The organism is Roseateles cavernae, assembly GCF_040187885.1.
Lineage (GTDB): Bacteria > Pseudomonadota > Gammaproteobacteria > Burkholderiales > Burkholderiaceae_C > Roseateles_E > Roseateles_E cavernae.
In genome coordinates this window covers 43,581-66,429 of record NZ_JBDPLH010000008.1, presented here as the reverse complement: position 1 = coordinate 66,429, position 22,849 = coordinate 43,581, and the positions used below count along the sequence as shown (strand labels likewise).

At 68.6% G+C, this 22,849-nt stretch carries 18 protein-coding genes; 6 read left to right on the top strand and 12 right to left on the bottom strand.

Annotation, left to right across the window (positions count from 1 at the left end; translation table 11 throughout):
* Window position 1 precedes the first annotated feature (1 nt).
* The gene (locus ABGI63_RS19165) at window positions 2-1,582 is read left to right on the top strand and encodes a flavin monoamine oxidase family protein (protein ID WP_349743991.1); all 1,581 of its coding nucleotides are present in this window, start codon (window positions 2-4) and stop codon (window positions 1,580-1,582) included.
* On the opposite strand, the gene speD is transcribed toward ABGI63_RS19165, so the two are convergent.
* The 6 genes from speD to ABGI63_RS19135 are packed head-to-tail and all read right to left on the bottom strand — an operon-like array spanning window position 1,577 to window position 7,391.
* Window positions 1,577-1,957 carry an adenosylmethionine decarboxylase gene (speD, locus tag ABGI63_RS19160; protein WP_349743990.1) on the bottom strand — a complete coding sequence of 127 codons (381 nt, stop codon included), beginning with the start codon at window positions 1,955-1,957 and terminating at the stop codon, window positions 1,577-1,579. The two genes, ABGI63_RS19165 and speD, sit on opposite strands and share 6 nt — an antisense overlap.
* 6 nt (window positions 1,958-1,963) lie before the next feature.
* Window positions 1,964-2,215, bottom strand: coding sequence for a MoaD/ThiS family protein (locus ABGI63_RS19155; protein ID WP_349743989.1), 252 nt, complete (start codon window positions 2,213-2,215; stop codon window positions 1,964-1,966).
* Window positions 2,212-3,441 carry a molybdopterin molybdotransferase MoeA gene (locus tag ABGI63_RS19150; RefSeq protein ID WP_349743988.1) on the bottom strand — a complete coding sequence of 410 codons (1,230 nt, stop codon included), beginning with the start codon at window positions 3,439-3,441 and terminating at the stop codon, window positions 2,212-2,214. The genes ABGI63_RS19155 and ABGI63_RS19150 overlap by 4 nt, the downstream gene beginning before the upstream one ends.
* Window positions 3,434-4,825 (bottom strand): threonine synthase, encoded by a 1,392-nt coding sequence (gene thrC, locus ABGI63_RS19145; RefSeq protein ID WP_349743987.1) that lies wholly within the window; start codon window positions 4,823-4,825, stop codon window positions 3,434-3,436. Before thrC ends, ABGI63_RS19150 begins: the two co-directional genes overlap by 8 nt.
* Window positions 4,825-6,135: a homoserine dehydrogenase gene (locus tag ABGI63_RS19140; RefSeq protein WP_349743986.1), complete on the bottom strand. Its 1,311-nt coding sequence runs from the start codon at window positions 6,133-6,135 to the stop codon at window positions 4,825-4,827. Before ABGI63_RS19140 ends, thrC begins: the two co-directional genes overlap by 1 nt.
* 29 nt (window positions 6,136-6,164) lie before the next feature.
* Window positions 6,165-7,391, bottom strand: a complete 1,227-nt coding sequence (locus ABGI63_RS19135) for a pyridoxal phosphate-dependent aminotransferase (protein ID WP_137942301.1) — start codon at window positions 7,389-7,391, stop codon at window positions 6,165-6,167.
* An 89-nt stretch (window positions 7,392-7,480) separates the two neighbouring features.
* On the opposite strand from ABGI63_RS19135, the gene ABGI63_RS19130 reads away from it, so the two are divergent.
* The 4 genes from ABGI63_RS19130 (at window position 7,481) to ABGI63_RS19115 (ending at window position 11,271) form a co-directional block, all read left to right on the top strand.
* The gene (locus ABGI63_RS19130) at window positions 7,481-7,858 is read left to right on the top strand and encodes an Mth938-like domain-containing protein (RefSeq protein WP_349743985.1); all 378 of its coding nucleotides are present in this window, start codon (window positions 7,481-7,483) and stop codon (window positions 7,856-7,858) included.
* A gap of 116 nt (window positions 7,859-7,974) precedes the next feature.
* Window positions 7,975-8,454: a peroxiredoxin gene (locus tag ABGI63_RS19125; RefSeq protein ID WP_137942299.1), complete on the top strand. Its 480-nt coding sequence runs from the start codon at window positions 7,975-7,977 to the stop codon at window positions 8,452-8,454.
* A 262-nt stretch (window positions 8,455-8,716) separates the two neighbouring features.
* Window positions 8,717-10,432, top strand: a complete 1,716-nt coding sequence (locus tag ABGI63_RS19120; protein WP_349743983.1) for a PhoH family protein — start codon at window positions 8,717-8,719, stop codon at window positions 10,430-10,432.
* Window positions 10,429-11,271: an HAD family hydrolase gene (locus ABGI63_RS19115; protein WP_349743982.1), complete on the top strand. Its 843-nt coding sequence runs from the start codon at window positions 10,429-10,431 to the stop codon at window positions 11,269-11,271. Before ABGI63_RS19120 ends, ABGI63_RS19115 begins: the two co-directional genes overlap by 4 nt.
* Window positions 11,272-11,275: 4 nt before the next feature.
* On the opposite strand, the gene ABGI63_RS19110 is transcribed toward ABGI63_RS19115, so the two are convergent.
* The 6 genes from ABGI63_RS19110 to ABGI63_RS19085 form a co-directional block, all read right to left on the bottom strand.
* Window positions 11,276-11,779: a YidB family protein gene (locus ABGI63_RS19110; RefSeq protein ID WP_349743981.1), complete on the bottom strand. Its 504-nt coding sequence runs from the start codon at window positions 11,777-11,779 to the stop codon at window positions 11,276-11,278.
* The gene (gene mdtD, locus ABGI63_RS19105) at window positions 11,751-13,172 is read right to left on the bottom strand and encodes a multidrug transporter subunit MdtD (RefSeq protein ID WP_349743979.1); all 1,422 of its coding nucleotides are present in this window, start codon (window positions 13,170-13,172) and stop codon (window positions 11,751-11,753) included. The genes ABGI63_RS19110 and mdtD overlap by 29 nt, the downstream gene beginning before the upstream one ends.
* Before the next feature lie 24 nt (window positions 13,173-13,196).
* A complete protein-coding gene (locus ABGI63_RS19100; protein ID WP_349743977.1) occupies window positions 13,197-16,496 on the bottom strand; it encodes an AAA family ATPase in 3,300 nt (1,099 codons plus the stop codon).
* 46 nt (window positions 16,497-16,542) lie between these two features.
* Entirely contained in the window at window positions 16,543-17,805 is a 1,263-nt protein-coding gene (locus ABGI63_RS19095; protein WP_349743975.1) for an RCC1 domain-containing protein, read from the bottom strand.
* 86 nt (window positions 17,806-17,891) lie between these two features.
* Window positions 17,892-19,877 carry a M3 family metallopeptidase gene (locus ABGI63_RS19090; protein WP_349743974.1) on the bottom strand — a complete coding sequence of 662 codons (1,986 nt, stop codon included), beginning with the start codon at window positions 19,875-19,877 and terminating at the stop codon, window positions 17,892-17,894.
* Window positions 19,878-19,993: 116 nt separating this feature from the next.
* Window positions 19,994-21,904 (bottom strand): propionate--CoA ligase, encoded by a 1,911-nt coding sequence (locus tag ABGI63_RS19085; protein ID WP_349743973.1) that lies wholly within the window; start codon window positions 21,902-21,904, stop codon window positions 19,994-19,996.
* 240 nt (window positions 21,905-22,144) lie between these two features.
* Between ABGI63_RS19085 and ABGI63_RS19080 the strand changes: the two genes are divergently transcribed.
* Entirely contained in the window at window positions 22,145-22,801 is a 657-nt protein-coding gene (locus ABGI63_RS19080; protein ID WP_432767443.1) for a C40 family peptidase, read from the top strand.
* Window positions 22,802-22,849 lie beyond the last annotated feature (48 nt).

Below are 22,849 nucleotides of genomic sequence, written 5' to 3'. Positions count from 1 at the left end.
GATGCAGCGTCGTGAACTGATGCTGGCCGCCGGGCTCGCGGGCACGGCCTTGCTGGCCGGCTGTCGGGCCGATCCGGCACCGCTGCAAGGCGGCTGGGTCGGCGCGACGCCGGCACGGGGCCACCGGCTGCGCGAAGCCTTGCCCAGCCCTGGCCAGGGTGCACTGCGCAAGACCTCGGTGCTGGTGGTCGGCGCCGGGGTGTCGGGTCTTGCCTGCGCCCGCGCCCTGGTCAACAGCGGTATCGACGATGTGGCCCTGCTGGAGCTGGAGGACGGCGCCGGCGGCAACAGCCGCGGCCACCGCATGGCCGGCATGGCCTGCCCGCTGGGCGCCCATTACCTGCCGCTGCCAGGCCCCGAGGCCCCCGAGGTGGCCGAGCTGCTGCACGAGCTGGGCCTGGCCCGGCACACGCTGGGCCGCACCGTCTACGACGAACGCCATCTCTGCCACAGCCCGCAGGAGCGCCTGTTCTTCGAGGGCCAGTGGCACGAGGGCCTGCTGCCCCCGGCCGGCGATGCGGCCACCTTGGACCAGTACCGGCGCTTTGGCCGCCTGGTCGACAAGGCGCGGCGCGAGCTGGGCTTTGCGATGCCCAGCAGCCGCGCGCGCTGGACGGCCGGCCATGTGGCGCTGGACGGCCAGACCTTCGCGGCCTGGCTCGATGCCCAGGGTCTGAACGCCGCGCGCCTGCGATGGTATCTGGACTATTGCTGCCGCGACGACTATGGCGCACCCAGCGCCGAGGTCTCGGCCTGGGCCGGCCTGCACTACTTCGCCAGCCGCCATGGTTTTCATGCCCCCGGCGACGAAACCGGCGAGCGCGAGGCGGTGCTGACCTGGCCCGAGGGCAACGCCTGGCTGACCGAGCGCATGGCCAGCACGCTGGGGTCGCAGCGTCTGATGGCCGGCCGCACGGTGCTGCGTATCCGCCCGGAGCGGCACGGCATCGAGCTGCTGGCCTGGAACGAGGCCGCCGATGCACCGGAGCGCTGGCAGGCCGGCCATGTGGTGCTGGCCGTCCCGCTCTTCATCGCCCACCGCCTGCTGAGCAGCGCCCCGCCCGCGCTGCAGGCCGCCGCCGCCCGCCAGCAACACGCCCCCTGGCTGGTGGCCAATCTGCAGCTCAAAGGCCCGCTGCTGGACCGCCTCGGTGTGGGCCCGGCCTGGGACAGCGTGGTCTATGGCAGCCAGGCGCTGGGCTATGTCGATGCGATGCACCAGCAGACCCGCCCTCACCCCGGCCCCACCGTCTTGAGCGCCTACTGGGCCCTGCCGCGCGCTCAGCGCGGCGCGCTCTTGCAGGACGACTGGCAGGGCTGGGCCCGGCGCGTGATCGCCGAGCTGCAGACCACCCATCCCGACCTGGGCGAGCAGCTGCTGCGCGTCGACCTGGCGCGCTGGGGCCATGCGATGAGCATCCCGCTGCCCGGTGTGCGCGGCGACCCGGCGCTGGCGGCACTGCGCAAGCCGCAGACCGGCCGGCTGCATTTCGCGCACAGCGATCTGGCGGGCTATTCGGTGTTCGAGGAGGCGTACACGCAGGGCGTGGTCGCGGCACAGCGGCTGGCGCGCACCCTATAGCTCGGCACCGCGCTGCAAGGACTGGCGCAGCACCTCGCGCGGCGCAAAGGCACCGACCAGTTCCGCCATCAGTGTCTCGGCCTTGGCGCTGTTGTCGCGCCCCAGATTGCAGACATAGACATCCAGCGTGACCCCACTCAGCTCGGGCCAGGTGTGGATGGCCAGATGCGACTCGGCCAGCAACACGACGCCGGTGATGCCGCTCTGCGCCTGCCCCGGCACGGGCGTGAAGCGATGGAACAGCTCGGCCACCGCGCCCAGGCCGGCGGCGGCCACGGCCGCGATGCACAGCGCGCGCAAGGCCTCGCAGTCCTGCATCAGCGGCTGGCCGGCGGCGCAGCCGCGCAGGTCGGCGGTGAGATGCAGACCGTTCAAGCGAACTCAGCCACCGGTGACCGGCGGGAAGAAGGCCACCTCGGCGCCGTCGGGGATCAGCGCATCTTCCTGGGCCAGCTGCTGGTTCAGCGCGCAGCGCAGCGACCTGCCGCGCGCCAGCGCCGCGGCGTGCGGCTCGCCGCACGCCAGCAGCTGGTCGCGCAAACGACCCAGGGTCAGGTCTTGCGTCCAGGCCACGGTTTCGACCGGGCCCAGAGCCTCGCGCAGCGAGGCGAAGTAGCGCACCGTGATGCTCATGACAACAATTCCGAGAACGGGATGAAGGCCGCCATATCGCCGGCCGTGATCGCCTGGCCGGACGGGTTGTCCAGCAGGCCGTCGCCCCAGACGACCGAGGTCAGCACGCCCGAGCTCTGGTTGGGGAACAACTCCAACCCGCCGGCCGCATTCAGGCGCACGCGCAAAAACTCCTGGCGCCGGTCGGGCCGGGGCCAGTCGAAATCGGCGCGCAGCTGGTAGCGCTGCGGCGCCAGCACGGTGGCGCCCTGCAGGCGCAGGATCACCGGCCGCACCAGCAGCAAGAAGGTCACGAAGCTGGACACCGGATTGCCGGGCAGGCCGAGAAACCAGGCGTCCTGGACACGGCCAAAGGCCAGCGGCTTGCCGGGCTTGATCGCGATCTGCCACAGGTCCAGCGAGCCCTCGGCCTGCACGGCCGGGCGCAGATGGTCTTCCTCGCCGACCGAGACGCCGCCCGAGGTGATGATCAGATCGGACCGGCCCGCGGCCTCGCGCAGCGCGGCGCGCGTCGCATCCAAGTTGTCGGGCACGATGCCGAGATCGATGACCTCGCAGCCCAGGCCTTGCAGCAGGCCGCGCAGGGTGAAACGGTTGCTGTTGTAGATCGCGCCGGGTTTCAGCGGCTCACCGGGCATCACCAACTCGTCGCCGGTCGAGAACAGCGCGACGCGCGGTCGGCGCGCCACCGTCAGCGCGGCCGCGCCGACCGAGGCCGCCAGGCCCAGCGCCGCTGCGTCGAGCCGGTGGCCGGCGGCCAGCACCGTGCTGCCCTGCTGCACATCCTCGCCACGGCGGCGTATCCATTGACCGGCACGGACTTCAGCGTTGACACGCACCGCACCCAGACCTTCACCGGCCACAGCCTCGCACTGCTCCTGCATCACCACCGCATCGGCGCCCAGCGGGATCTGCGCACCGGTGAAGATGCGCGCGGCCGTACCGGGCTGATGGACCGCGCCCACCACGCCGGCCGGCACCCGCTGCGCAACCGGCAGCACCGTGCCAGGTCTTGCCACATCGGCGGCGTGCAGCGCATAGCCGTCCATGCTGGTGTTGTCGGCCGGCGGCACGTCCAGGGCCGAGACCACATCGGCGGCCAGCACGCGGCCCAGGGCCTCGGCGGTCGGCAGCGTGTCGACCGCCGCCAGCGGCTCGACCGCGCTCAGCAGGCGCTGCAGCGCCTCGGCCAGGCTTTGCAGCGCAGGACGCATGGCCTCAGACATGGGCTTGGATGAAGGCTTTGACGGCCTCTGTATTGACCGGCATCACCGTGACGCGCTTGGGCAAGGCCTCGATATTCTCGAGACCGGCGGGGCGCGGCGGCTCGAGGTCCAGCGCCTCGCGGATGGTGGCAGCGAACTTGGCCGGCAGCGCGGTTTCCAGCACCAGCATCGTGATGCCGGGCTGGCGCTGTTCGAGCGCCACCTTCAGGCCGTCGGCCGTGTGGGTGTCGATCAGCTGGCCGTAGCGCTGGTGGCACAGGCGAATCGTCGACAGACGGTCGGCGTGTCGGCTGGAGCCGGAGACGAAACCGAAGTCGGCGATATGCGCCTTCTCCTGGGCGTCGAGTTCAAAACCACCGGCGCCGAACAGCGCCTTGACCCGGGCGCCATCGCGGCCCAGCAGGTCGAACACGAAACGCTCGAAATTGCTGGCCTTGGAGATGTCCATCGAGGGGCTGGAGGTCTCGTGCGTCTGGTCCGTGCCACGGGGGCGATAACTCCCGGTGCGGAAGAACTCGTCCAGCACATCGTTCTCGTTGGTCGCCACCACCAGCTGCGCGATCGGCAGGCCCATCATGCGCGCCACATGGCCGGCACAGACATTGCCGAAATTCCCCGAGGGCACGGTGAAGCTGACTTTCTGCTCGTTGCTCGTCGTGGCCTGGAGATAGCCGGCGAAGTAGTAGACGACCTGGGCCAGCAGGCGCGCCCAGTTGATCGAATTGACCGTGCCGATCTTGTACTTGCGCTTGAAGTCCAGATCGTTGGAGACCGCCTTGACGATGTCCTGGCAGTCGTCGAACACGCCTTCGACGGCGATGTTGTGGATGTTGGCGTCCTGCAGGCTGAACATCTGGGCCTGCTGGAAGGGGCTCATGCGGCCATGGGGCGAGAGCATGAAGACATTGACGCCGGCCTTGCCGCGCATCGCGTACTCGGCCGCGCTGCCGGTATCGCCGGAGGTGGCGCCCAGGATGTTCAGTGTCTCGCCGCGACGGCCCAACTCGTACTCGAAGAGCTGGCCCAGCAGCTGCATCGCCATGTCCTTGAAGGCCAGGGTCGGCCCGTTGGACAAGGCCTGCAGCGCCAGACCCGGCTCCAAGGTCTTCAGCGGCGTGATCTGCGGTGTGCCGAACACGGCCTCGGTATAGGTGCGGCGCGTGATCGCGCGCAGGTCCTCGGCCGGGATGTCGTCGATGTACAGCGACAGGATCTCGAAGGCCAGGTCGGCATAGGCCAGACCGCGCCACTTCGTCAGCGTCGCACCATCCACCTTGGGATACTGCAGGGGCAGATAGAGCCCGCCATCGGGCGCCAGGCCTTCGAGCAGGATCTCGCAGAAAGCGCGTTCGGTCTTGTCGCCACGGGTGCTGATGTACTTCATCAGGCCAGTTCCTCTTTGCGGATGCGCACGATGGGCGCCAGCACGGTGCTCAGCGCCTGCATCTGCGCCAGCGCCTTGTTCATGCGACCCTCGACGGTGTCGTGGGTCAGGATGATCAGATCGGTCTGCTTCTCGCCCTCGGCCGATTCACGCTGCAGCACCGCATCGATCGAGATGTCGTTCTCGGCCAGGATGGTGGTGATGCTGGACAGCACGCCGGCCTGGTCGGCCACACACAGGCGCAGATAGAAGGCGGTCTGCACCTCGTCCATGACCAGGATCGGCGTGTCGTTCATCGCATCGGGGCGGAAGGCCAGATGCGGCACGCGGTGCTCGGGGTCGGCGGTGTGCAGCCGGGTGATATCCACCAGATCGGCGATCACGGCCGAGGCAGTCGGCTCGGAGCCGGCGCCCTTGCCGTAGTACAGCGTGGTACCGACGGCATCGCCCTGCACCACCACCGCATTCATCGCGCCCTCGACATTGGCGATCAGGCGATTCGTCGGGATCAGCGTCGGATGCACACGCAGCTCGATGCCGTTGTCACGACGGCGGGTGATGCCCAAGAGCTTGATGCGATAGCCCAGCTGTTCGGCGTACTTGATGTCGGCGGCCTGCAGCTTGGTGATGCCCTCGACATGGGCCTTGTCGAACTGCACCGGGATGCCGAAGGCGATGGCCGACATGATGGTGGCCTTGTGCGCGGCGTCCACGCCCTCGATGTCGAAGGTCGGGTCGGCCTCGGCATAGCCCAGGCGCTGCGCCTCCTTCAACACCACGCCGAAGTCCAGGCCCTTGGAGCGCATCTCCGACAGAATGAAATTGGTCGTGCCGTTGATGATGCCGGCGATCCACTCGATGCGGTTCGCGGTCAGGCCTTCGCGCAGCGCCTTGATGATGGGGATGCCGCCGGCCACGGCCGCCTCGAAGGCGACGATCACGCCCTTGGCGTGCGCAGCGGCAAAAATCTCGGTGCCATGCACGGCCAGCAAGGCCTTGTTGGCGGTGACCACATGCTTGCCGGCAGCGATCGCCTCCAGCACCAGGGCCTTGGCCACGCCGTAGCCGCCGATCAGCTCGATGACGATATCGATCTCGGGGTTGGCGATGACCTTGCGCGCATCGTCGACCACCTCGACGCCGTCGCCGACGATGCTCTTGGCGCGTGTCACATCCAGGTCGGCCACCATGGCAATCTCGATGCCACGGCCGGCGCGGCCGCGAATCTCTTCCTGGTTGCGGCGCAACACATTGAAGGTGCCGCTGCCCACGGTGCCAATGCCCAAGAGGCCGACTTTGATCGCTTTCATCTGGTATCTCAATTCTGGATTAGGTTCGTTCAACGCCCGGCACGCTTGCGGTAATGCGCCAGGAAACGCTCGATGCGGCCCACCGCTTCCTTCAGATCGTCGGAATTGGGCAGGAACACGAGGCGGAAGTGATCGGGGGCTGTCCAGTTGAAGCCCGTCCCTTGCACGATCAGCACCTTTTCCTCGGCCAGCAGCTCGTAGGCGAACTGCTGGTCGTCCTCGATCGGATAGATCTTGGGGTCCAGGCGGGGGAACATATACAGCGCCGCTTTCGGCTTGACCACGCTGACGCCAGGAATCTGGCTCAGCAGCTCGTAGGCGAGATCGCGCTGGCGGCACAGCCGGCCGCTCGGCGCCACCAGGTCCTTGATGCTCTGGTAGCCGCCCAGAGCCGTCTGGATCGCCAGCTGGCCTGGGGTGTTGGCGCACAAGCGCATCGAGGCCAGCATGTTCAGGCCGGTGATGTAGTCCTTGGCATGGCGCTTCTCGCCCGACACCACCATCCAGCCGGCGCGGTAGCCGCAGGCCCGGTAGTTCTTCGACAGGCCGTTGAAGGTCAGGCACAGCACATCGTCGGCCAGCGAGGCGATGCTGGTGTGGACGGCGCCGTCATACAGCGTCTTGTCGTAGATCTCGTCGGCCATGATGATCAGCTGGTGCTGACGGGCCACTTCGACAATCTCCCGCAGCAGACTCTCCGGGTAGAGCGCGCCGGTCGGGTTGTTCGGGTTGATGACGACGATGGCCTTGGTGTTGGGCGTGATCTTGGCCTTGATGTCGGCGATGTCGGGGAACCAGTCGCTACTCTCGTCGCAGATGTAGTGCACCGGATTGCCGCCCGACAGCGCCACTGCGGCGGTATAGAGCGGGTAGTCGGGCGCCGGCAGCAGCACCTCGTCGCCGTTGTCCAGCAAGGCGTTCAGCGCCATCACGATCAGTTCGGAGGCGCCGTTGCCCAGATAGACATCGTCGACCGTGACACCGTGGATCTGCTTTTCCTGGCAGTAGTGCACCACCGACTTGCGCGGCGCGAACAAGCCCTTGGAATCGGTGTAGCCGGCCGCCGCGGGCAGGTTGCGTATCATGTCCTGGACGATTTCGTCCGGCGGTTCCAGGCCGAAGGCGGCGATATTGCCGATGTTCAGCTTGATGATCTTCTGGCCCTCTTCCTCCATCTGGCGCGCCTTGTCGAGCACGGGTCCGCGGATGTCGTAGCAGACATTGGCCAGCTTGCTGGACTTGGCGATGGGCTTCAAGACGGGACTCCTGGGGGCGTGGGGCTGCAAACGTAGAATTTAAACACAGGGTTTGCACCCGCCCCGGCCGACAGCGCCCGCACAACAGCATGAAGTTCCAACTTGACGAGCCGCAAGGCGGCAACAGCATCTCCCGCCACGACGGCCAGAACGTCTGGGTCAACGGCCAGCAGCACGGCGAGAGCCTGCTGGTGCCCTGGCGCGGCGAGGTGAAGGCCTGGGGTTTGGCACGCTTCGAGGATCTGAGCGAAGCGCATTTCGAGCAGATCCTGGCGCTCAAGCCCGAGCTGGTGATCTTCGGCAGCGGTGCCAGGATCCGTTTCGCCCGCCCGGCGCTCTACCGCAGCCTGATCGCCGCGCGCATCGGCGTCGAAACCATGGATCTGGCCGCGGCGTGCCGCACTTACAACGTGCTGGCCAGTGAAAGTCGCACGGTCCTGGCCGCCTTGTTGATAGAACGCCCCTGAGAGGCGGCCAAACCCGCTATGCTGGCAATCCCCCTCAGTGGCGACAAGAGGGCTTGCGGTTCAACGTATAATTGGCGGCTATGCCCACCCGGGCACACATCTTTACAGAACGCCACATGACGCCAGCGCTCAACAAACCTCTCCCGGACATTGAAGCTCTTGCCACCGGCGGCGTGAAGTTCACACCGCAAGCCTTTCTCGGTCAAGCCGTGGTGCTGTACTTCTACCCGAAGGACAACACGCCGGGCTGCACCACCGAAGCGATGCAGTTCCGTGACCGCCACAAGGACTTCGTCAAGGCCGGCGCCGTGGTGCTGGGCGTGTCGCGCGACAATATGGTGTCGCACGACAAGTTCAAGCAGAACCTGGAACTGCCCTTCGAGCTGATCGCCGACACCGAAGAGAAGCTCTGCCATATGTTCGGCGTGGTCAAGAACAAGATCATGTACGGCAAGAAGGTCAAGGGCATCGAGCGCTCCACCTTCCTGATCGACGCCGCCGGCGTGCTGCGTGCCGAGTGGCGCGGCATCAAGGTCGCCGGCCATGTCGACGAGGTACTGAAGGCCGTCAAGTCCTTCAAGAAAGAAGCCGCCTGAGCCTTTCGCCGAGCTCTGCAGTATCCACGCGAAGCCGGCCCGGAGAGTCTTTCGGGCCGGCTTTGTTGCATCTTTGCCGCGCTGCAGCACCTGCCTCGGCCGTCATGAGGCTTTGTGCATAATGGCTTCCATGCCCGGTAGCCACGCAGCCAGATCCCCCCAAAGCCGCACAGCAGCCTGTGCGGCTTTTTGCTTTTTCGGCCCGGACATCTATCTTTTGCCTTTGACCTCCAGACCGTAAACGCGGCCTGCTCCACACCTCATGCCACTGCCCAAGCCTCCGACCAAACGCGCCAGCCTCCTTGAGCCCTCCGCCTTTGCCTCCACGCTGGCGGTCAGCAAAACACCCCAAGCGATTCCAAGCCGCGCCGCGGCGATAGAGGTAGCGGCCGCGCCCAGCGTCGTGGCATCCCCGACCAAGGCGCCGAGCAGGGCGCCGACCAAGTCTGCGGCCAGGAAGCAGGCGCCGGCCGCTGCGCCGAGCCCGCAGCCCAGCCTGGCCCTGGTCACGCCCAGCCCGGCACCGGCCCCTCAAAAAGCCGCCAAGCCCAAGGCCGCCGCCAAGCCGCGTATCGCCGGCCCGGCCAAGCTCTTCGTGCTGGACACCAATGTGCTGATGCACGACCCGATGTGCCTGTTCCGCTTCGAGGAGCACGACATCTATCTGCCGATGATCACGCTCGAAGAGCTGGACGGTCACAAGAAGGGCATGACCGAGGTGGCCCGCAATGTGCGCCAGGTCAGCCGCGACCTCGATGCGCTGGCCGCCAGCCTGCAGAGCAGCACGCTGGAAGAAATGGCCCTGGGCCTGCCGCTGGACCACACCGGCCATCGCGAGGCCGGCGGCAAGCTGTTCTTCCAGACCGGGCTGATCGACACGCCGCTGCCGCAAGGCCTGCCGCAGGGCAAGGCGGACAATCAGATCCTCGGCGTGGTGCAGGCGCTGCAGCGCCAGCAGCCCGGCCGCGAGGTGGTGCTGGTGTCCAAGGACATCAATATGCGCATCAAGGCCCGCGCGCTGGGCCTGCCCGCCGAGGACTATCGCAACGACAAGACGCTGGAAGACTCGGACCTGCTCTACACCGGCGTGCAGGCGCTGCCGGCTGACTTCTGGGACCGCCACGGCAAGACCATGGAGAGCTGGCAGCAAGGCGGCATCACCTACTACCGCATCAGCGGTCCGCTGGTGCCCTCGCTGCTGATCAACGAGTTCATCTACCTGGAAGCCCCCGGCGCCGCGCCGCTCTATGCCAAGGTCACCGAGATCACCGGCAAGAGCGCCGTGCTGCGCACCCTGAAGGACTACGGCCATCAGAAGAATTCGGTCTGGGGCGTGACCGCGCGCAACCGCGAACAGAACTTCGCGCTGAATCTCTTGATGGACCCGGACTGCGACTTCATCACGCTGACCGGCACCGCCGGCACCGGCAAGACCCTGATGACACTGGCCGCCGGACTGCAGCAGGTGCTGGACGAGCGCCGCTACTCCGAGATCATCGTGACCCGCGTGACCGTGCCGGTCGGCGAGGACATCGGCTTCCTGCCCGGCAACGAGGAAGAGAAGATGGGCCCGTGGATGGGTGCGCTGGATGACAATCTGGAGGTGCTGGCGCGCGGCGACAGCAGCTCCGGCGAGTGGGGCCGTGCCGCCACCAATGATCTGGTGCGCAGCAAGATCAAGATCAAGAGCCTGAACTTCATGCGCGGCCGCACCTTCCTGAACAAGTTCGTCATCATTGACGAGGCGCAAAACCTGACCCCCAAGCAGATGAAGACCCTGATCACCCGTGCCGGCCCCGGCACCAAGATCGTCTGCCTGGGCAATCTGGCCCAGATCGACACGCCTTATCTGACCGAGGGCAGCTCGGGCCTGACCTTTGCCGTCGACCGCTTCAAGGGCTGGGGCCACAGCGGCCACATCACGCTGGCGCGCGGCGAACGCTCGCGTCTGGCCGATTTCGCTTCCGAGGTCCTGTGACGCTTTATGTTTCGGATCTGGACGGCACGCTGCTGAACCCGCAGGCCGAGCTGTCCGCGTTCACCCGCGCCGGCCTGGTCCGGTTGCTGGACGAGGGCCTGTCCTTCACGGTGGCCAGCGCCCGCCATGTCTCGTCGATCGCCCGCATCCTCGGTGACCTGCCGCTGCGCCTGCCGGTGATCTCGGCCAACGGCGCCTATATCAGCGAGATGAGCAGCGGCCAGCACGAGCTGGTCCATGCGATGGACCCGGCCCTGGCCCAGGCCATCTTCGCGCTGATGCGCAGGCGCGGCTTCATGCCTTTTGCGGCCACCTACGGGCCGCGCGGCGACCGCCTGTTCTGGCAGTCGGTGCACAACGAAGCCCAGCTGGACTTCGTCGAGCAGCGCCAGCACAACGGCGACCCGCGGCTGCGCCACACCGACAATATCGGTGCCGAGCTGGTCGACCCGGTGGTGACGATGATTCTGATCGAGCGCGAGGCGCCGATGCGGGCGCTGATGACCGAGATCCAGGCCCTGGCCGGTGACGCGATCGACATCCATCTGGCCGACGATCTCTACCGGCCCGGCTGGCCCTGGCTGACCCTGCATGACCGGCGCGCCACCAAGGACCAGGCGATCAAGACCCTGGCCCAGCGCTACAGCCTGCACGAGCGCGAGATCGTCGTGTTCGGCGACCAGGTCAACGACATCACCATGCTGCGCGCCGCACATCGTGGCATCGCGGTCGAGAACGCGATCGCCGAGGTCAAGCAGGAGGCCCATGCGGTGATAGGCCCCCATCACGAGGACAGCGTGCTGCGCTTCATCGAGACCGACTGGCGGCGCAGCCGCTGAACGCTCAGCGGCGCAGCAACTGCCCCAGCAGTCCGCCCAGATCCATGCCGCCGCTGGGCAGCTGGCCATTGGGCGTCAGCTGGTCGACGATTTGCGGCAGCCACTGGCTCAGCTGCGCACCCGCCTCGCTGGTCGAGACGCCGGCCTGACCGGCCAGCTGACCCAGCAGATCACCACCCAGGGCCGAGCCCAGCTGATCGCCCGAGACCGGCAGATTGGCGCCGGTCGAGACCCAGCTCTGCACCTGCTCGCCCAGGCCGGCGGCCTGCAGCTGCTGCAGGATGCCGGCCAGCCCGCCCTGGCCCGAGCCCTGATTGGACAGCAGGCCGCCAATCAGGCTGACCCAGTCGACGCCGCCCTGCCCCTGCTGACCGTTCAAAGCCTGCTGGGCCGCGCCCAGCAAAGAATCCATCAAGCCCATGATTGCTCCCGCAGCGCGGCGCGATCCGCCGCTTGCCGATTGTGGACGAAGCGCGTGACTATTCCTGCCCCATCGTGTCGCCGGCATCGGCCACACCCTCGTGACGTCGCAGCTGGGCAAAGATAAAGGCCGCCAGCGCCGCCATCACGCCGATCGACAGATAGGTAGCCTGAAAGGCCGGCAGCAGATCCGCACTGCGCTCGGCCCCGGAGTAGAGCAGCAGGAAGGCGCTGGAGGTGGCCACGCCCAGACTCATCGAGAGCTGCATCACCACCGACAGCAGGCTGTTGCCGCTGCTGGCGGTCTGCGCGTCGAGGTCGCCCAGGGTCAAGGTGTTCATCGCGGTGAACTGCATGCTGTTGACCATGCCGAACAGGCCCAGATGCAGGGCCAGCCAGAGGTGCGAGGTGTCGCGGTCGACCAGGGCAAAGCTCGCGATCATCAGACCCAGCAGCACCGTGTTGACGACCAGCACGCGGCGGTAGCCGGCCCGGCGTATCAGCTTGATCGCGACGGTCTTGGTCAGCATCGCGCCGAGTACCGTCGGAACCATCGACAGCCCGGCCACGCTGGGCGAGAAGCCCAGGCCCAGCTGCAGAAACATCGGAGTCAGAAAAGGCGTGGCGCCGCTGCCCAGGCGGGCGAAGACATTGCCGATCAGCCCGATCCGGTAGGTCGGGATCGCGAACAGCCGCATATTGAACAGCGGTGCCGGCGCGCGCGCCGCATGCAGCCAGTAAGCCATCATGCAGGCCATGCCGGCCACCACCAGCACGATGCTGACCGCGACGCTGATCACATGCTCGCCGAAACCCTGCAGCCCGACCGACAGCAGCATCAGCCCGAGGCTGAACAGCACAAAGCCGCTCCAGTCGAAGCGGCCCGGCGTGGCGCTCCTGAGCTGGGGCATATAGCGCAGGCTGGCCGCGACACCCAGGGCCCCGACCGGCAGATTGATCAGAAAGATCCAGTGCCAGCTGGCGTACTGCACCAGCAGGCCGCCCAGCGCCGGCCCGATCAGCGGCCCGATCAGGCCCGGCAAGGCGATGAAGGTCATCACCGGCAGGAACTCCTCCTTCGGAAACGCGCGCAGCACCGCCAGCCGCCCGACCGGCACCAGCAGCGCCCCGCCGACCCCCTGCAGCACCCGTGCCGCCACCAGCACACGCAGCGAGGGGCTCAGCGCGCAGGCCAGCGAGCCCAGGCTGAACAGCACGATGGCCCAGATGAAGAGCCGGCGCGTGCCGAAGCGGTCCGCCAGCCAGCCCGAGGCCGGGATCAGCAGCGCCACGGTCAGCATATAGGCCACCACGGCCGACTGCATGCGCAGCGGGTTCTCGCCCAGATCGGCCGCCATGCCCGGCAGCGCGGTGTTCAGGATGGTCGTGTCCAGCGTCTGCATGAAAAAGGCCAGCGCCACCAGCCAGGGCAGGAAGCGGCGCGTGGGCGCATCGAGAACGGGGCGGTCAAGCTCGGGCATCGGGCCAGTATCGGGCAGGCGCGTTCAGCGCGCCGGCAACTCGGCGACCGACAGGCCGGCCGTGACGGCGCTGCGGTGCAGAAAACTGTCCTGGAACGCCGCCGGCACCTGCGGGAACACCTGCAGATGCACCCAGTGCAGGGCCGCGAGCCGGCAGCGCCGGGCATCGGCCGCCAGGTCGAGCCGAGCAAAGCCTTGTGCGGCCTGCGCCAACTGCTGGGCCGGGCTGAACATCGGGTGCCGCCAGCGCAGCGCCATGGCCTCCAGCCGGTCGACACAGGCCGGCACCGCGTCCAGTGTCGGCAGCAGCAACAAGGCCTGCAGGCGAACCCGCTCGAGCTCGGCCGCCAGGCCCTGCAGCTGGCGCTGCGCCATCAGCGGCTGCAACTCCTCGCAGCAGCGCAGGGCCAGGTCGGGCTCGGCCTGCTGCGCCTGCAGCAGGCGGATCTGCAGCCAGTCATAGCGATGCATGGGCTTGAGCGAAGCCGCCAGCGCCTCGTCGAGCATGGGGCTGGCGTCGCCGGCCAGCGCCTGCGTCAGGCGCGCCCGCATGATCAGCCGCTTGGCACGCCAGTTGCCGGGCGGCACCGCCTCATCGCCGCCCAGCACATGCAGGGCCCGCGCCGGCTGACCCAGGTTCAGCCAGGACTGGGCCAGCCATTGCTCCAGATTGGCCCGCAGCGCGCCGATGCCGGCCGGCGTGCGCGCCAGCTCACCCTCCAGCCGGGCCAGGCCATCGGCATAGCGCCCCAGTCCGCACAACATATAGCCCAGCACCGCGTTGTTCCACGCGGCCAGTTCCTGCAGCTGCCCGGCATCGGCGGCCAACACGGCGGCGGCCTGCGCATGCGCGACGCCGGCCTCCAGATCGCCCTGGCGCAAGCGGTGGCCGACCAGATTCATGTGCGCGCTGACCTGCTCGCTCAAATGGCCGGCCTGCTCGGCCCAGCGCAGATGGCGCTGGGTCCAGTCCATCGCTTCGACCGGCCGGTCGGTATACATCTTCAGATTGACATAGGTGCCGCAGAAGTCCAGCCGCTGCTCCACATCGTCGACGCTGGCGACACGCTCCTCCCAGGGCGCCAGCAGCGCCAGCCCCTCCTCGGGCCGCCCCAGCAGCCCGCAGGCCTGGGCGACGCAGCGCGCCGCCTCCATGCGCACCAGCTCCTCCTGCGGTTCGGCCAACGCCAGCGCAAGGCGGCCGGCCTCCTCGCTATCGGCCAGGCGACCCGACCACAGACAAGTCAGCGCATGCAAAGCCCAGGCCTGGGCCGCCGGTGCCGCCCGGTCGGTCGGCGCCGGCAGCAGCCGCTCGCTCAGTGCCAGGGCCGCAGCGGCACCCTCGCCCAGCAGCAGCGGCCGAACGGCCGCCAGCCGGGCGAGCCGGGCGGGCGCCGCCTCGCCGGCCAATTCCAGCGCATCGGCCTGCGCCAGCAGCAGCTGGGCCTGTTCGCGCGCGCGCCCGGCAGCCTGAGCGCGCTGGGCGGCCGCCGCGAAGGCCTGGGCCGCCGGGCGCAGCTGACCGGCCGCCTGCCAGTGCGCAGCCACGCGCGCCGGCTCCACGCCTTGCTGCAGCAGCAGGGCCGCGACCTGCCCGTGGAGATGAGCCGTCAGCACGGTGGGCGTGATGCGCAGCACCGCGTCATGCACCAGATCATGCGCGAAGTCGGTGCCGCGCAAGACCTGGGCGGCCTCCAGCTCGTCCCAGGCATTGGCCAGCGCCAGCGCGGGCGCGCCCAGCACCTGCTCGGCCAGCGCCACGCTGAAGTCGGGTACCGCAATCGCGGCCACCCGCGCCAGGGCCAGCGCGGCGTCCGAAAGCCGGCGCAGGCGCTGCTCCAGCAGATGCATCAGCCCGACCGGCTGTGGCAGCAGCCGGGCCTGCGGCCGGCCCTGCAGCGAGGCCCGCAGGGTTTCGATGACGAACAGCGGATTGCCGCCGGTGTGGCGCGCCAGCGCGGCGGCCCAGGGCGCGGGATCCAGCCCGCTCAGGCCCAGGCTGTCCACCAGCTCCTGCAACTGCGGCTCGCTGAGCGGCAAGACTTCCAACCAGCGCGCCTGCGGCGACTCGGCCAGGTCCTGCAGCAAGGCAAGGTCGGCATCGGCGGCAGCGGCCGGCCGGTGAGCCAGCACCCAGCGCAGGCCCTCCAGAGCATCGGAGCGCACCAGTTCCAGCAGCATCTCGACACTGGCCCGGTCAGCAAAATGCAGATCGTCGACCAGCAAGCGCGCGAGCCCGGCGAGCCGGGCCCGGGCCAGCAGATCCTCCAGCGCCCGCTGCAGCTGCTGCACAGTGGTCCGGAGCCTGGGTGCACTCGTCTCGTCCAGCAGCGGAGCCAGGGCCGTGCCATCGGCCAGCTCGACCCGCTCCATCAGCGCGCGCACCAGGCGCAGCAGGCTGCCGTAGGGAACGCCGGCATCGCCTGGCCGCGCCTGCACATGCAAGACCGACGCAGCGCAGCCGCGCTCGAGCTCCTGCAGGACCCGGGTCTTGCCCATGCCGGCCTCACCCACCAAAACCGTCACCACGGACTCCGCCCGCGCCAGCTGGGCCAGCAGCTCGTCGCGCCCGACCAGGCGCGGCGGGCGCATCAGGCTCACCGCCGGCAGGGTCGGTGCGAGCGGGGTCAGGGCTTGCCCACGCTCGACCAGCTCCAGCAAAGCCAGGGTCTCGGCGCCGGGCCGCAGGCCCAGCCCCTCCTTCAGCGCCGCCTCGCAGGTCTCGAAGGCGGCCACGGCAGCGGCGGCATCGCCGCGCAGATAGTGCAGGCGCATCAGGCGGCGGTGCGCATACTCGCTGAGCACGTCCTCGCTCAGCAGGCGGCGGGCATGGCGCAGGGCCAGCACCAGCTGGCCTTGTTGCTCCGCCTCGGCCGCGAGCCGGGCCAGAAGCTCCCGCAGCGCCTGGGCACGGGCCTGGCGCTCGGCCGTCAGCCAGGCGGCGAACTCGCTCTCGGCGTCGTATTCGAAACCCGCCAGCAGCGGCTGGATGCGGGCCTCCGGGTCGTCGCCCAGCAGCGCCGGTGCCGCCTCGACGCCCAGGTCGGGTGCCAGCTCGATGCGCTCGCCCATCTCGACCAAGCGCGCCCCCGTGGCTCGGCGCAGCCGGTAGATGCGTTGGCGCAGATTGTTCAGCGCCGCCGGCGCCGTGACCTCGGGCCACAGCATCAGGGCCAGCGTGGCGCTGGTCGCCGGCTTGTTCAGCGCCGCATAGGCCAGCCAGGCGGCGTCCTTGCGGGCAAGCGGCTCGGGCGGCGAGTCGGCCGCGCCAAGCCTGCGCAGATGCGGTACCCCCAGCAACTGCAACTGCCACGCCGTCCCCATGCTGCTCTCCCTGGCCGCCAAGACAGCCGGCATTACAACCCAGGCCTCAGTTCAAGGACAAGCCCGAGGCCTGCACCGGCGTGAGGCGCTCCAGCGTGCTGCCGTCGCCCAGTTCGCCGTTGCCATTGCCGCCCCAGCCCCAGACCGTGCCGTCGCCCAGGCGCAGCAGGCACAGGCCGTCGTCGCAGGAGACATCGACCGCTGCCGCGAGACCGGCGAGCAGGGTCGGCGAGGCGACCGGCCCGCCACTGCCCAGGCCGCTGTAGGCACTGCCGCCCCAGGCCCAGAGGCGTCCGTCGCTGCCGACAGCCACCGAGGCATTGCGGCTGGCACCGATCGCGCGCACGCCGTCAAGACCTGGCACCAGGGCCGGCACTGTCACCGGCACGAAGTCGCCGCTGCTGCCCTTGCCCAGCTGCCCTTCGACATTGCGCCCCCAGGCCATCACCCGGCCGTTGCTCAGCAGCGCCAGGCAGTGCTGGGTGCATGACACATCGACCACATCGGCGAGGCCGGCCAGTTGCTCGGCACTGCCGCTGTGGACCTGCTCAGGGCCGCCCGTCCCCATCACCGTCGCGGTGCTCCAGGACAGCCGCCAGACCGTGCCGTCGGACTTGATCGCCAGCGGCGACTGCTTGCTGTCGACGCCACCGGTCATGCCGGCAACCAGCTTGCGCACGCCGCTGAAGCCGGCGATCTGGCGCGGCACGACCGATTCGGGTGCATAACGCAGCACGCCCGGCCAATGCCAGACCGTGCCGTCGTTGCGCAGGGCCAGCGAGTAGTTGCTGACGGGCAGGCCCGCCGCCACGCCGTCGACACCGGCCATCACGCGCGGCGCATCCACATTGGCATTGATCGCATCGCCGCCCAGCGTGCCGCCGCTGCTGACGCCCCAGCCATACAGCAGGCCGTCCCGGCCCAGCGCCAGCGAGCTCAGGCGGCCCGCGGCAATGGAGCTGGCTGCAATGCCGCTGATCACCCGGGCCGTGCTGCCCGCCAAGGCCGTGCCGGGCATGCGGTCCAGCAGCGTGCTGCGCCCCAGCAGCAGCACCGCCCCATCGGCACGCAGCACCAGACCATAGCCCAGGCCGGCACTGATCGCGGGGGCGGCGGTGGGCGTGGGCGTGGGCGTGGGCGTGGGCGTCGGCGTCGGCGTGGGCGTCGGCGTCGGTGTCGGTGTCGGCGCCGGAGCGGGCGCCGGTGTCGGCGCGGCGGCAATGGGTTCATCAACACCGTCGCCGCCGCCGCAGCCCCACAAACCCAGAGCGAGGCCCAGACCGAGGGCCCTGTTTACAAGCAGTCTCATCACCATCTCCCCAAGCGAGCTCTCCCACGAGAGCCATCGCTTGCTTTGTAGGGCGAGGTGAATTACCGGCCAGTTACCGGGCCGGCTTACTTGCGCAGATAGTCGAAGAAGGCCTTGGCGTTGGGCTCGCGCTTCAGGAACTCATGCACCAGCTCCGGCGCGGGCTTCTGGCCGCCATTGCCCAGCACGATGTCGCGGTAGCGACGGCCGGTCTCGGGGCTGAGCTTGTCGGCCTTGAACTCGGTGCGCAGATCCATCGCCAGCACCAGGCTCCAAAGATAGCCGTAGTAGCCCGCGCCGTAGCCGCCGGCCACATGGCCGAAGCCGGCCGGGAACATCGTGCCCGCCACATGGCCCAGCGGCGTCGCGCCTTCCATCTTGGCCCACAGCGCCATCGGCTCGGGCACGTCCGGGCCGTGCAGGGCCAGGTCGTAGCCGGCATACAGATGCTGGCGGCCGTACTGCGAGCCCTTGGCGAAGTCCTTGGCGGCCTGGGCCTTGTCGACCAGCGCGTCCGGCACCGGCTTGCAGCTCGCGCAGACCTCGGCCATCAGCTTCAGCACCTGCTTGTCATAGACCCAGTCTTCCAGCATCTGCGAGGGTGCCTCGACGAAGTCATGCATCACCGAGGTGCCGCCCTGGCTGGCATAGCGGGTCTGCGACAGGTTGTTGTGCACCGCATGGCCCAGCTCGTGCAGCAGGGTCTCGACCTCGTCCAGGGTCAGGCCCTTGCGATCGAAATTGACCACCAGGGCAGCGGTCGGCGTGCGGCCCAGGCGGGTCGCGCTGGAGCGCAGCGGCCAGACCGCCGCATGGTTGTACTTGCCCTCGCGCGGGTAGAGGTCCACATACATGGTCGCCAGGGCCTTGCCAGTGGTCGCATCGCTGACCGCAAAGGCCTGCACCTCGGGGTGCCAGAGCTGAGCCTTCACCGGCGTGTAGCGCACGCCCATCATCTTCTCGACGATGCGCATCGTGAACAGCAGGCTCTCCTGCGGCGGGAAGTACTGGCGGAAGGCTTCCTGGTCGACGCTGTAGCGCTGCTGGCGGATGCGCTCGCTGTAGTAGCTGGCGTCCCAGCGCTGCACCGTGGTCGCCTCGGGTGCGCTGCCCAGCTGCTCGGCCTTGGCGGCGCGCAGCTCCAGCAGGTCGGCGCGCTCGCCTTCGGTCACCGTGCTCTTGACCTCGTCGAGGAACTTCCAGGCGGTGGCCGCGTCCTTGGCCATCTTGCGGCGCAGATTGAAGTCCACATAGTTCGTGAAGCCGAACAGCTTGGCGTACTCGTGCCGCGCCTGGATGATCTCGGCCAGCAGCTTCAGATTGGCCGCCCCGCCCTCATTGGTCTTGGCCCGCCACATGCGCTCGCGCGCCGCGCCGCTGTCGGCGCTCTGCAGCACCGGGCCATAGCTCGGGTAGTCGACACCCAGCACGATGCGGCCCTCGGCATCGCGCGGCGCGCTCTTCCACACGCCCTCGGGCACGCCCTTCAGCTCGGCCTCGGTGAACGCCACCTTGACGCCGGCATCGCGGATGTTCTTCTCGAAGTTCTGGTTCAGCTCACTGAGCTTGTCGAGGATCTGCTTGGCGCGCTTGCGCTGTGCGGGCGGCAGGGCCACGCCGCCGTCCTCGAAGCCGCCCAGGCCCACCCGCACCAGCTCGCGGTCGATCGCATCGGCGGCGGGCGCGGACTTCAAGGCCCGGTAGATCTTCTCGTTCTGGCCGTAGCTGGAGGTGAAATCGGCCCAGCGCAGCGAGCAGGCCTGCGCGGCCTCGCGCACCGGCTTGTCGGGGTGGACGTTGAGCACGAATTCGATCGGGTACTGGGTGTCCTCGATGAAGGCATAGAAATCATCGTAGGCGGCCAGCCAGCCGGCATCGACCTTGCGGCGTTCCAGGCCGGACAGGCGCTGGCGGGCCGCGCTCAGGCCCTTGTCGCAGGCCGTCTTGATCTGGGCGGCGTTCTTGTACTGCGGGAAGGCCGGGCCGGGCAGGCCCGTGGCCTGAGGGGTCTGCGCCGAGGCGCTCAGGGCCAGCAGGCCGGCGGCCAGCAAGCAGGTCTTGTGAAGCTTCATGCGGTCATCTCCATTGACTGTGGCCGCGATGGCGGCGCGCGCGGATTGTGCCGCCTCGGCCGCCCGGCGAGGCGGCGATGCGATGAAGCACGATGTCGGAGGGACCAGTGACCGATTCAGAACAGCTCGCGGATCTGCTGCAGCGCGGCGGGATCCTCGATCGTCGTCAGATCGCCCGGATCGCGCCGCTCGCAGACCGCCTGGATCGCGCGGCGCAGCAGCTTGCCCGAGCGGGTCTTGGGCAGGGCCGTGACAAAGCGCACCCGCGCCGGCCGCGCCACCGCGCCGAGCTGCTCGTCCACCCGGCGCATGATCTCGCCCTCCTCCCGCAGCGCATCGACGGCCGCATCCTTCAACACCACAAAAGCCATCGCGACCTGGCCCTTGAGCGCATCGGCCACGCCCACCACCGCGACCTCGGCCACATTGGCATGGCTGGCAATGCTCTCCTCGATCTCGCGCGTGCCCAGGCGATGGCCGGCGACGTTGATCACGTCGTCGGTGCGGCCGAGGATGAAGTAGTAGCCGTCGGCATCGCGCAGCGCCCAGTCGAAGGTCGAGTAGACCTGCTGGCCGGGAATGCCGGACCAGTAGGTCTTCTGGTAGCGCGCATCGTCGCCCCAGATCGTCTGCAGGCAGCCGGGCGGCAGCGGATAGCCCAGGGCAAGCACGCCCTTCTGGTTCGGCGCGGTCAGCGGCGCGCCGCTGTGCTCATCCAGCAGCTGCACGTCGTAGCCATACATCGCCAGCCCCGGCGAGCCGAAGCGGGTCGGCGTGGCCTCGATGCCGTGCGCAACGCTCAGGATCGGCCAGCCGGTCTCGGTCTGCCAGTAGTTGTCGATCACCGGGCGGCCCAGTGACTCGGCAATCCAGCGCCCGGTCGGCTCGTCCAGCGGTTCGCCGGCCAGGAACAGCGCGCGCAGCGAGCTCAGGTCGTGACGGGACAGATGGGCCGGATCCTGCTTCTTCAGCACCCGCACCGCGGTCGGCGCGCTGAACATCACCGCGACCTTGTACTTTTCGACCAACTGCCACCAGATCCCGGCATCGGGTCGTATCGGCAGGCCCTCGTACATGAGGGTCGCCATGCCGGCCAGCAGCGGCCCGTAGATGATGTAGCTGTGGCCCACCACCCAGCCGATATCGCTGGTCGAAAAGTAGGTCTCGCCCGGCTGGCCGCAGAAGATGTGCTTCATGCTGGCCGCCAGCGCCACCGCGTAGCCGCCGGTATCGCGCTGCACGCCTTTGGGCTTGCCGGTCGTGCCGCTGGTGTAGAGCGTGTAGCTGGGATGCTCGGCATCGAGCCAGGCGCAGGGCACCCGGGCCTCGAGATGCTGCTGGCGCAGCGCCGCATAGTCCAGGTCGCGGCCCGGCACCCGCTCCATCGCTGCCAGACCCCGGTCGACCAGCAGCACATGCGCGGGCTTGTGTGCCGCCAGCCGGATCGCCTCGTCCAGCAGCGGCTTGTAGGGCAGCAGCTTGCCGGCGCGGCTGCCGGCATCGGCGCTGACGATCAGCTTCGGCGCCGCGTCATCGATGCGGCTGGCCAGCGAGACGCTGGCGAAGCCGCCGAACACCACCGAGTGGATCGCGCCGATGCGGGCGCAGGCCAGCATCGCGAACGCCGCCTCCGGAATCATCGGCATATAGATCAGCACCCGGTCGCCCTGGCTCACACCCTGGGCCAGCAGCATCGCCGCCATGCGCTCGACCTCGCGCTGCAGCGCCGCGAAGCTGTAGACCCGCTCCTCGTCCACCTCGGTCGAGACCCAGATCAGCGCGTTGGCCTCGGGACGCGAGCGCGCATGACGGTCCACCGCGTTGTGGCATAGATTGGTGCGGCCACCGACGAACCAGCGCGCGAACGGCGGATGGCGCAGATCGCACACCTGATCAAAGGGCTTGTGCCACTCGATCAGCGCGGCCTGCTCGGCCCAGAAGCCCTCACGATCATGCAGGGAACGGGCATGGAATTCGGCATAGCTGGGCGCGGGCATGGATGTCTCCTGTGTCTTGTGCCCGGGCATTTCAGAAAACCGGACTGACGGCAGACTGACCCTGGTGCGCGACTTTGCTCACAAATAATGCACAAGTTACCAATGCTTGCGCCAGCGCAAGCCCTTGCACAGGGGGATTGCCAGCAGAGCTGTGGTCCAATCCGGGTTAGTACCGACTTTGCCCTGAGGCGCCCCCGGGCTTACCCGTGAGCGCCGCCCTTCTCGCTTGACACCTTCGACAGCCCCCCCATAAGCTGCGCGCCGACACCCATGTTCGACGCCAGCCGCCGCCTCCCTCACAGCACCCGGTTGCAGCGCCTCTTGACGGCCTGCGGTCTGCTGCTGGCCGTCGCTGCGGCCCAGGGCCAGGTCTTGCCGCCGGCCCCGGCCGCCTCGCAGCCGGCAGCGATGGGTGCGGGCGATGCCGTCAGCCGCTTTCTGCAGGAGCGCGGCCTGCTGGGCCAGGTCTCGGTCGAGAGCGGCGGCCTGCTGGACCAGGTGCGCGACAAGGCCTCGGACCTGGTGCTGGCCTCGATGAATTTTCTCGGCGTGCCCTACAAGCGTGGCGGCAATTCGGCCGAAAGCGGGTTTGATTGCAGCGGTTTCACCCGCCACATCTTCGAGATGAGCGTGGGCCTGGTGCTGCCGCGCCGCGCCGACGAGCAGGCCAAGCTCTCCAGCCTGGCCCCGGTCAAGAAGACCGAACTCAAGCCCGGCGACCTGGTGTTCTTCAACACCATGCGCCGCACCTTCTCCCATGTCGGCATCTATGTCGGCGAAGGCAAGTTCATCCACGCGCCGCGCTCGGGCTCCAAGGTGCGGGTGGAAGACATGCGCGAGGCCTACTGGGCCAAGCGGTTCACCGGTGCGCGGCGGGCGGACCTGAACGCGGCGGAGACCAGCGGCGCGGCCGCAGCGATGAACTAGTCAGGACTGGGCCCTTTCCGCAGACAAGGCCCAGCCCTCAAGCAACAA

Coding starts and splice junctions, on each gene's coding strand:
- ABGI63_RS19090 (WP_349743974.1), bottom strand. CDS start 19,877: ATGAAGCTTCACAAGACCTGCTTGCTGGCCGCCGGCCTGCTGGCCCTG.
- ABGI63_RS19150 (WP_349743988.1), bottom strand. CDS start 3,441: ATGTCTGAGGCCATGCGTCCTGCGCTGCAAAGCCTGGCCGAGGCGCTG.
- ABGI63_RS19080 (WP_432767443.1), top strand. CDS start 22,145: ATGTTCGACGCCAGCCGCCGCCTCCCTCACAGCACCCGGTTGCAGCGC.
- ABGI63_RS19085 (WP_349743973.1), bottom strand. CDS start 21,904: ATGCCCGGGCACAAGACACAGGAGACATCCATGCCCGCGCCCAGCTAT.
- ABGI63_RS19130 (WP_349743985.1), top strand. CDS start 7,481: ATGAAGTTCCAACTTGACGAGCCGCAAGGCGGCAACAGCATCTCCCGC.
- mdtD (WP_349743979.1), bottom strand. CDS start 13,172: ATGCCCGAGCTTGACCGCCCCGTTCTCGATGCGCCCACGCGCCGCTTC.
- ABGI63_RS19120 (WP_349743983.1), top strand. CDS start 8,717: ATGCCACTGCCCAAGCCTCCGACCAAACGCGCCAGCCTCCTTGAGCCC.
- thrC (WP_349743987.1), bottom strand. CDS start 4,825: ATGAAGTACATCAGCACCCGTGGCGACAAGACCGAACGCGCTTTCTGC.
- ABGI63_RS19140 (WP_349743986.1), bottom strand. CDS start 6,135: ATGAAAGCGATCAAAGTCGGCCTCTTGGGCATTGGCACCGTGGGCAGC.
- ABGI63_RS19165 (WP_349743991.1), top strand. CDS start 2: ATGCAGCGTCGTGAACTGATGCTGGCCGCCGGGCTCGCGGGCACGGCC.
- ABGI63_RS19095 (WP_349743975.1), bottom strand. CDS start 17,805: ATGAGACTGCTTGTAAACAGGGCCCTCGGTCTGGGCCTCGCTCTGGGT.
- ABGI63_RS19100 (WP_349743977.1), bottom strand. CDS start 16,496: ATGGGGACGGCGTGGCAGTTGCAGTTGCTGGGGGTACCGCATCTGCGC.
- ABGI63_RS19125 (WP_137942299.1), top strand. CDS start 7,975: ATGACGCCAGCGCTCAACAAACCTCTCCCGGACATTGAAGCTCTTGCC.
- ABGI63_RS19110 (WP_349743981.1), bottom strand. CDS start 11,779: ATGCCGGCGACACGATGGGGCAGGAATAGTCACGCGCTTCGTCCACAA.
- ABGI63_RS19155 (WP_349743989.1), bottom strand. CDS start 2,215: ATGAGCATCACGGTGCGCTACTTCGCCTCGCTGCGCGAGGCTCTGGGC.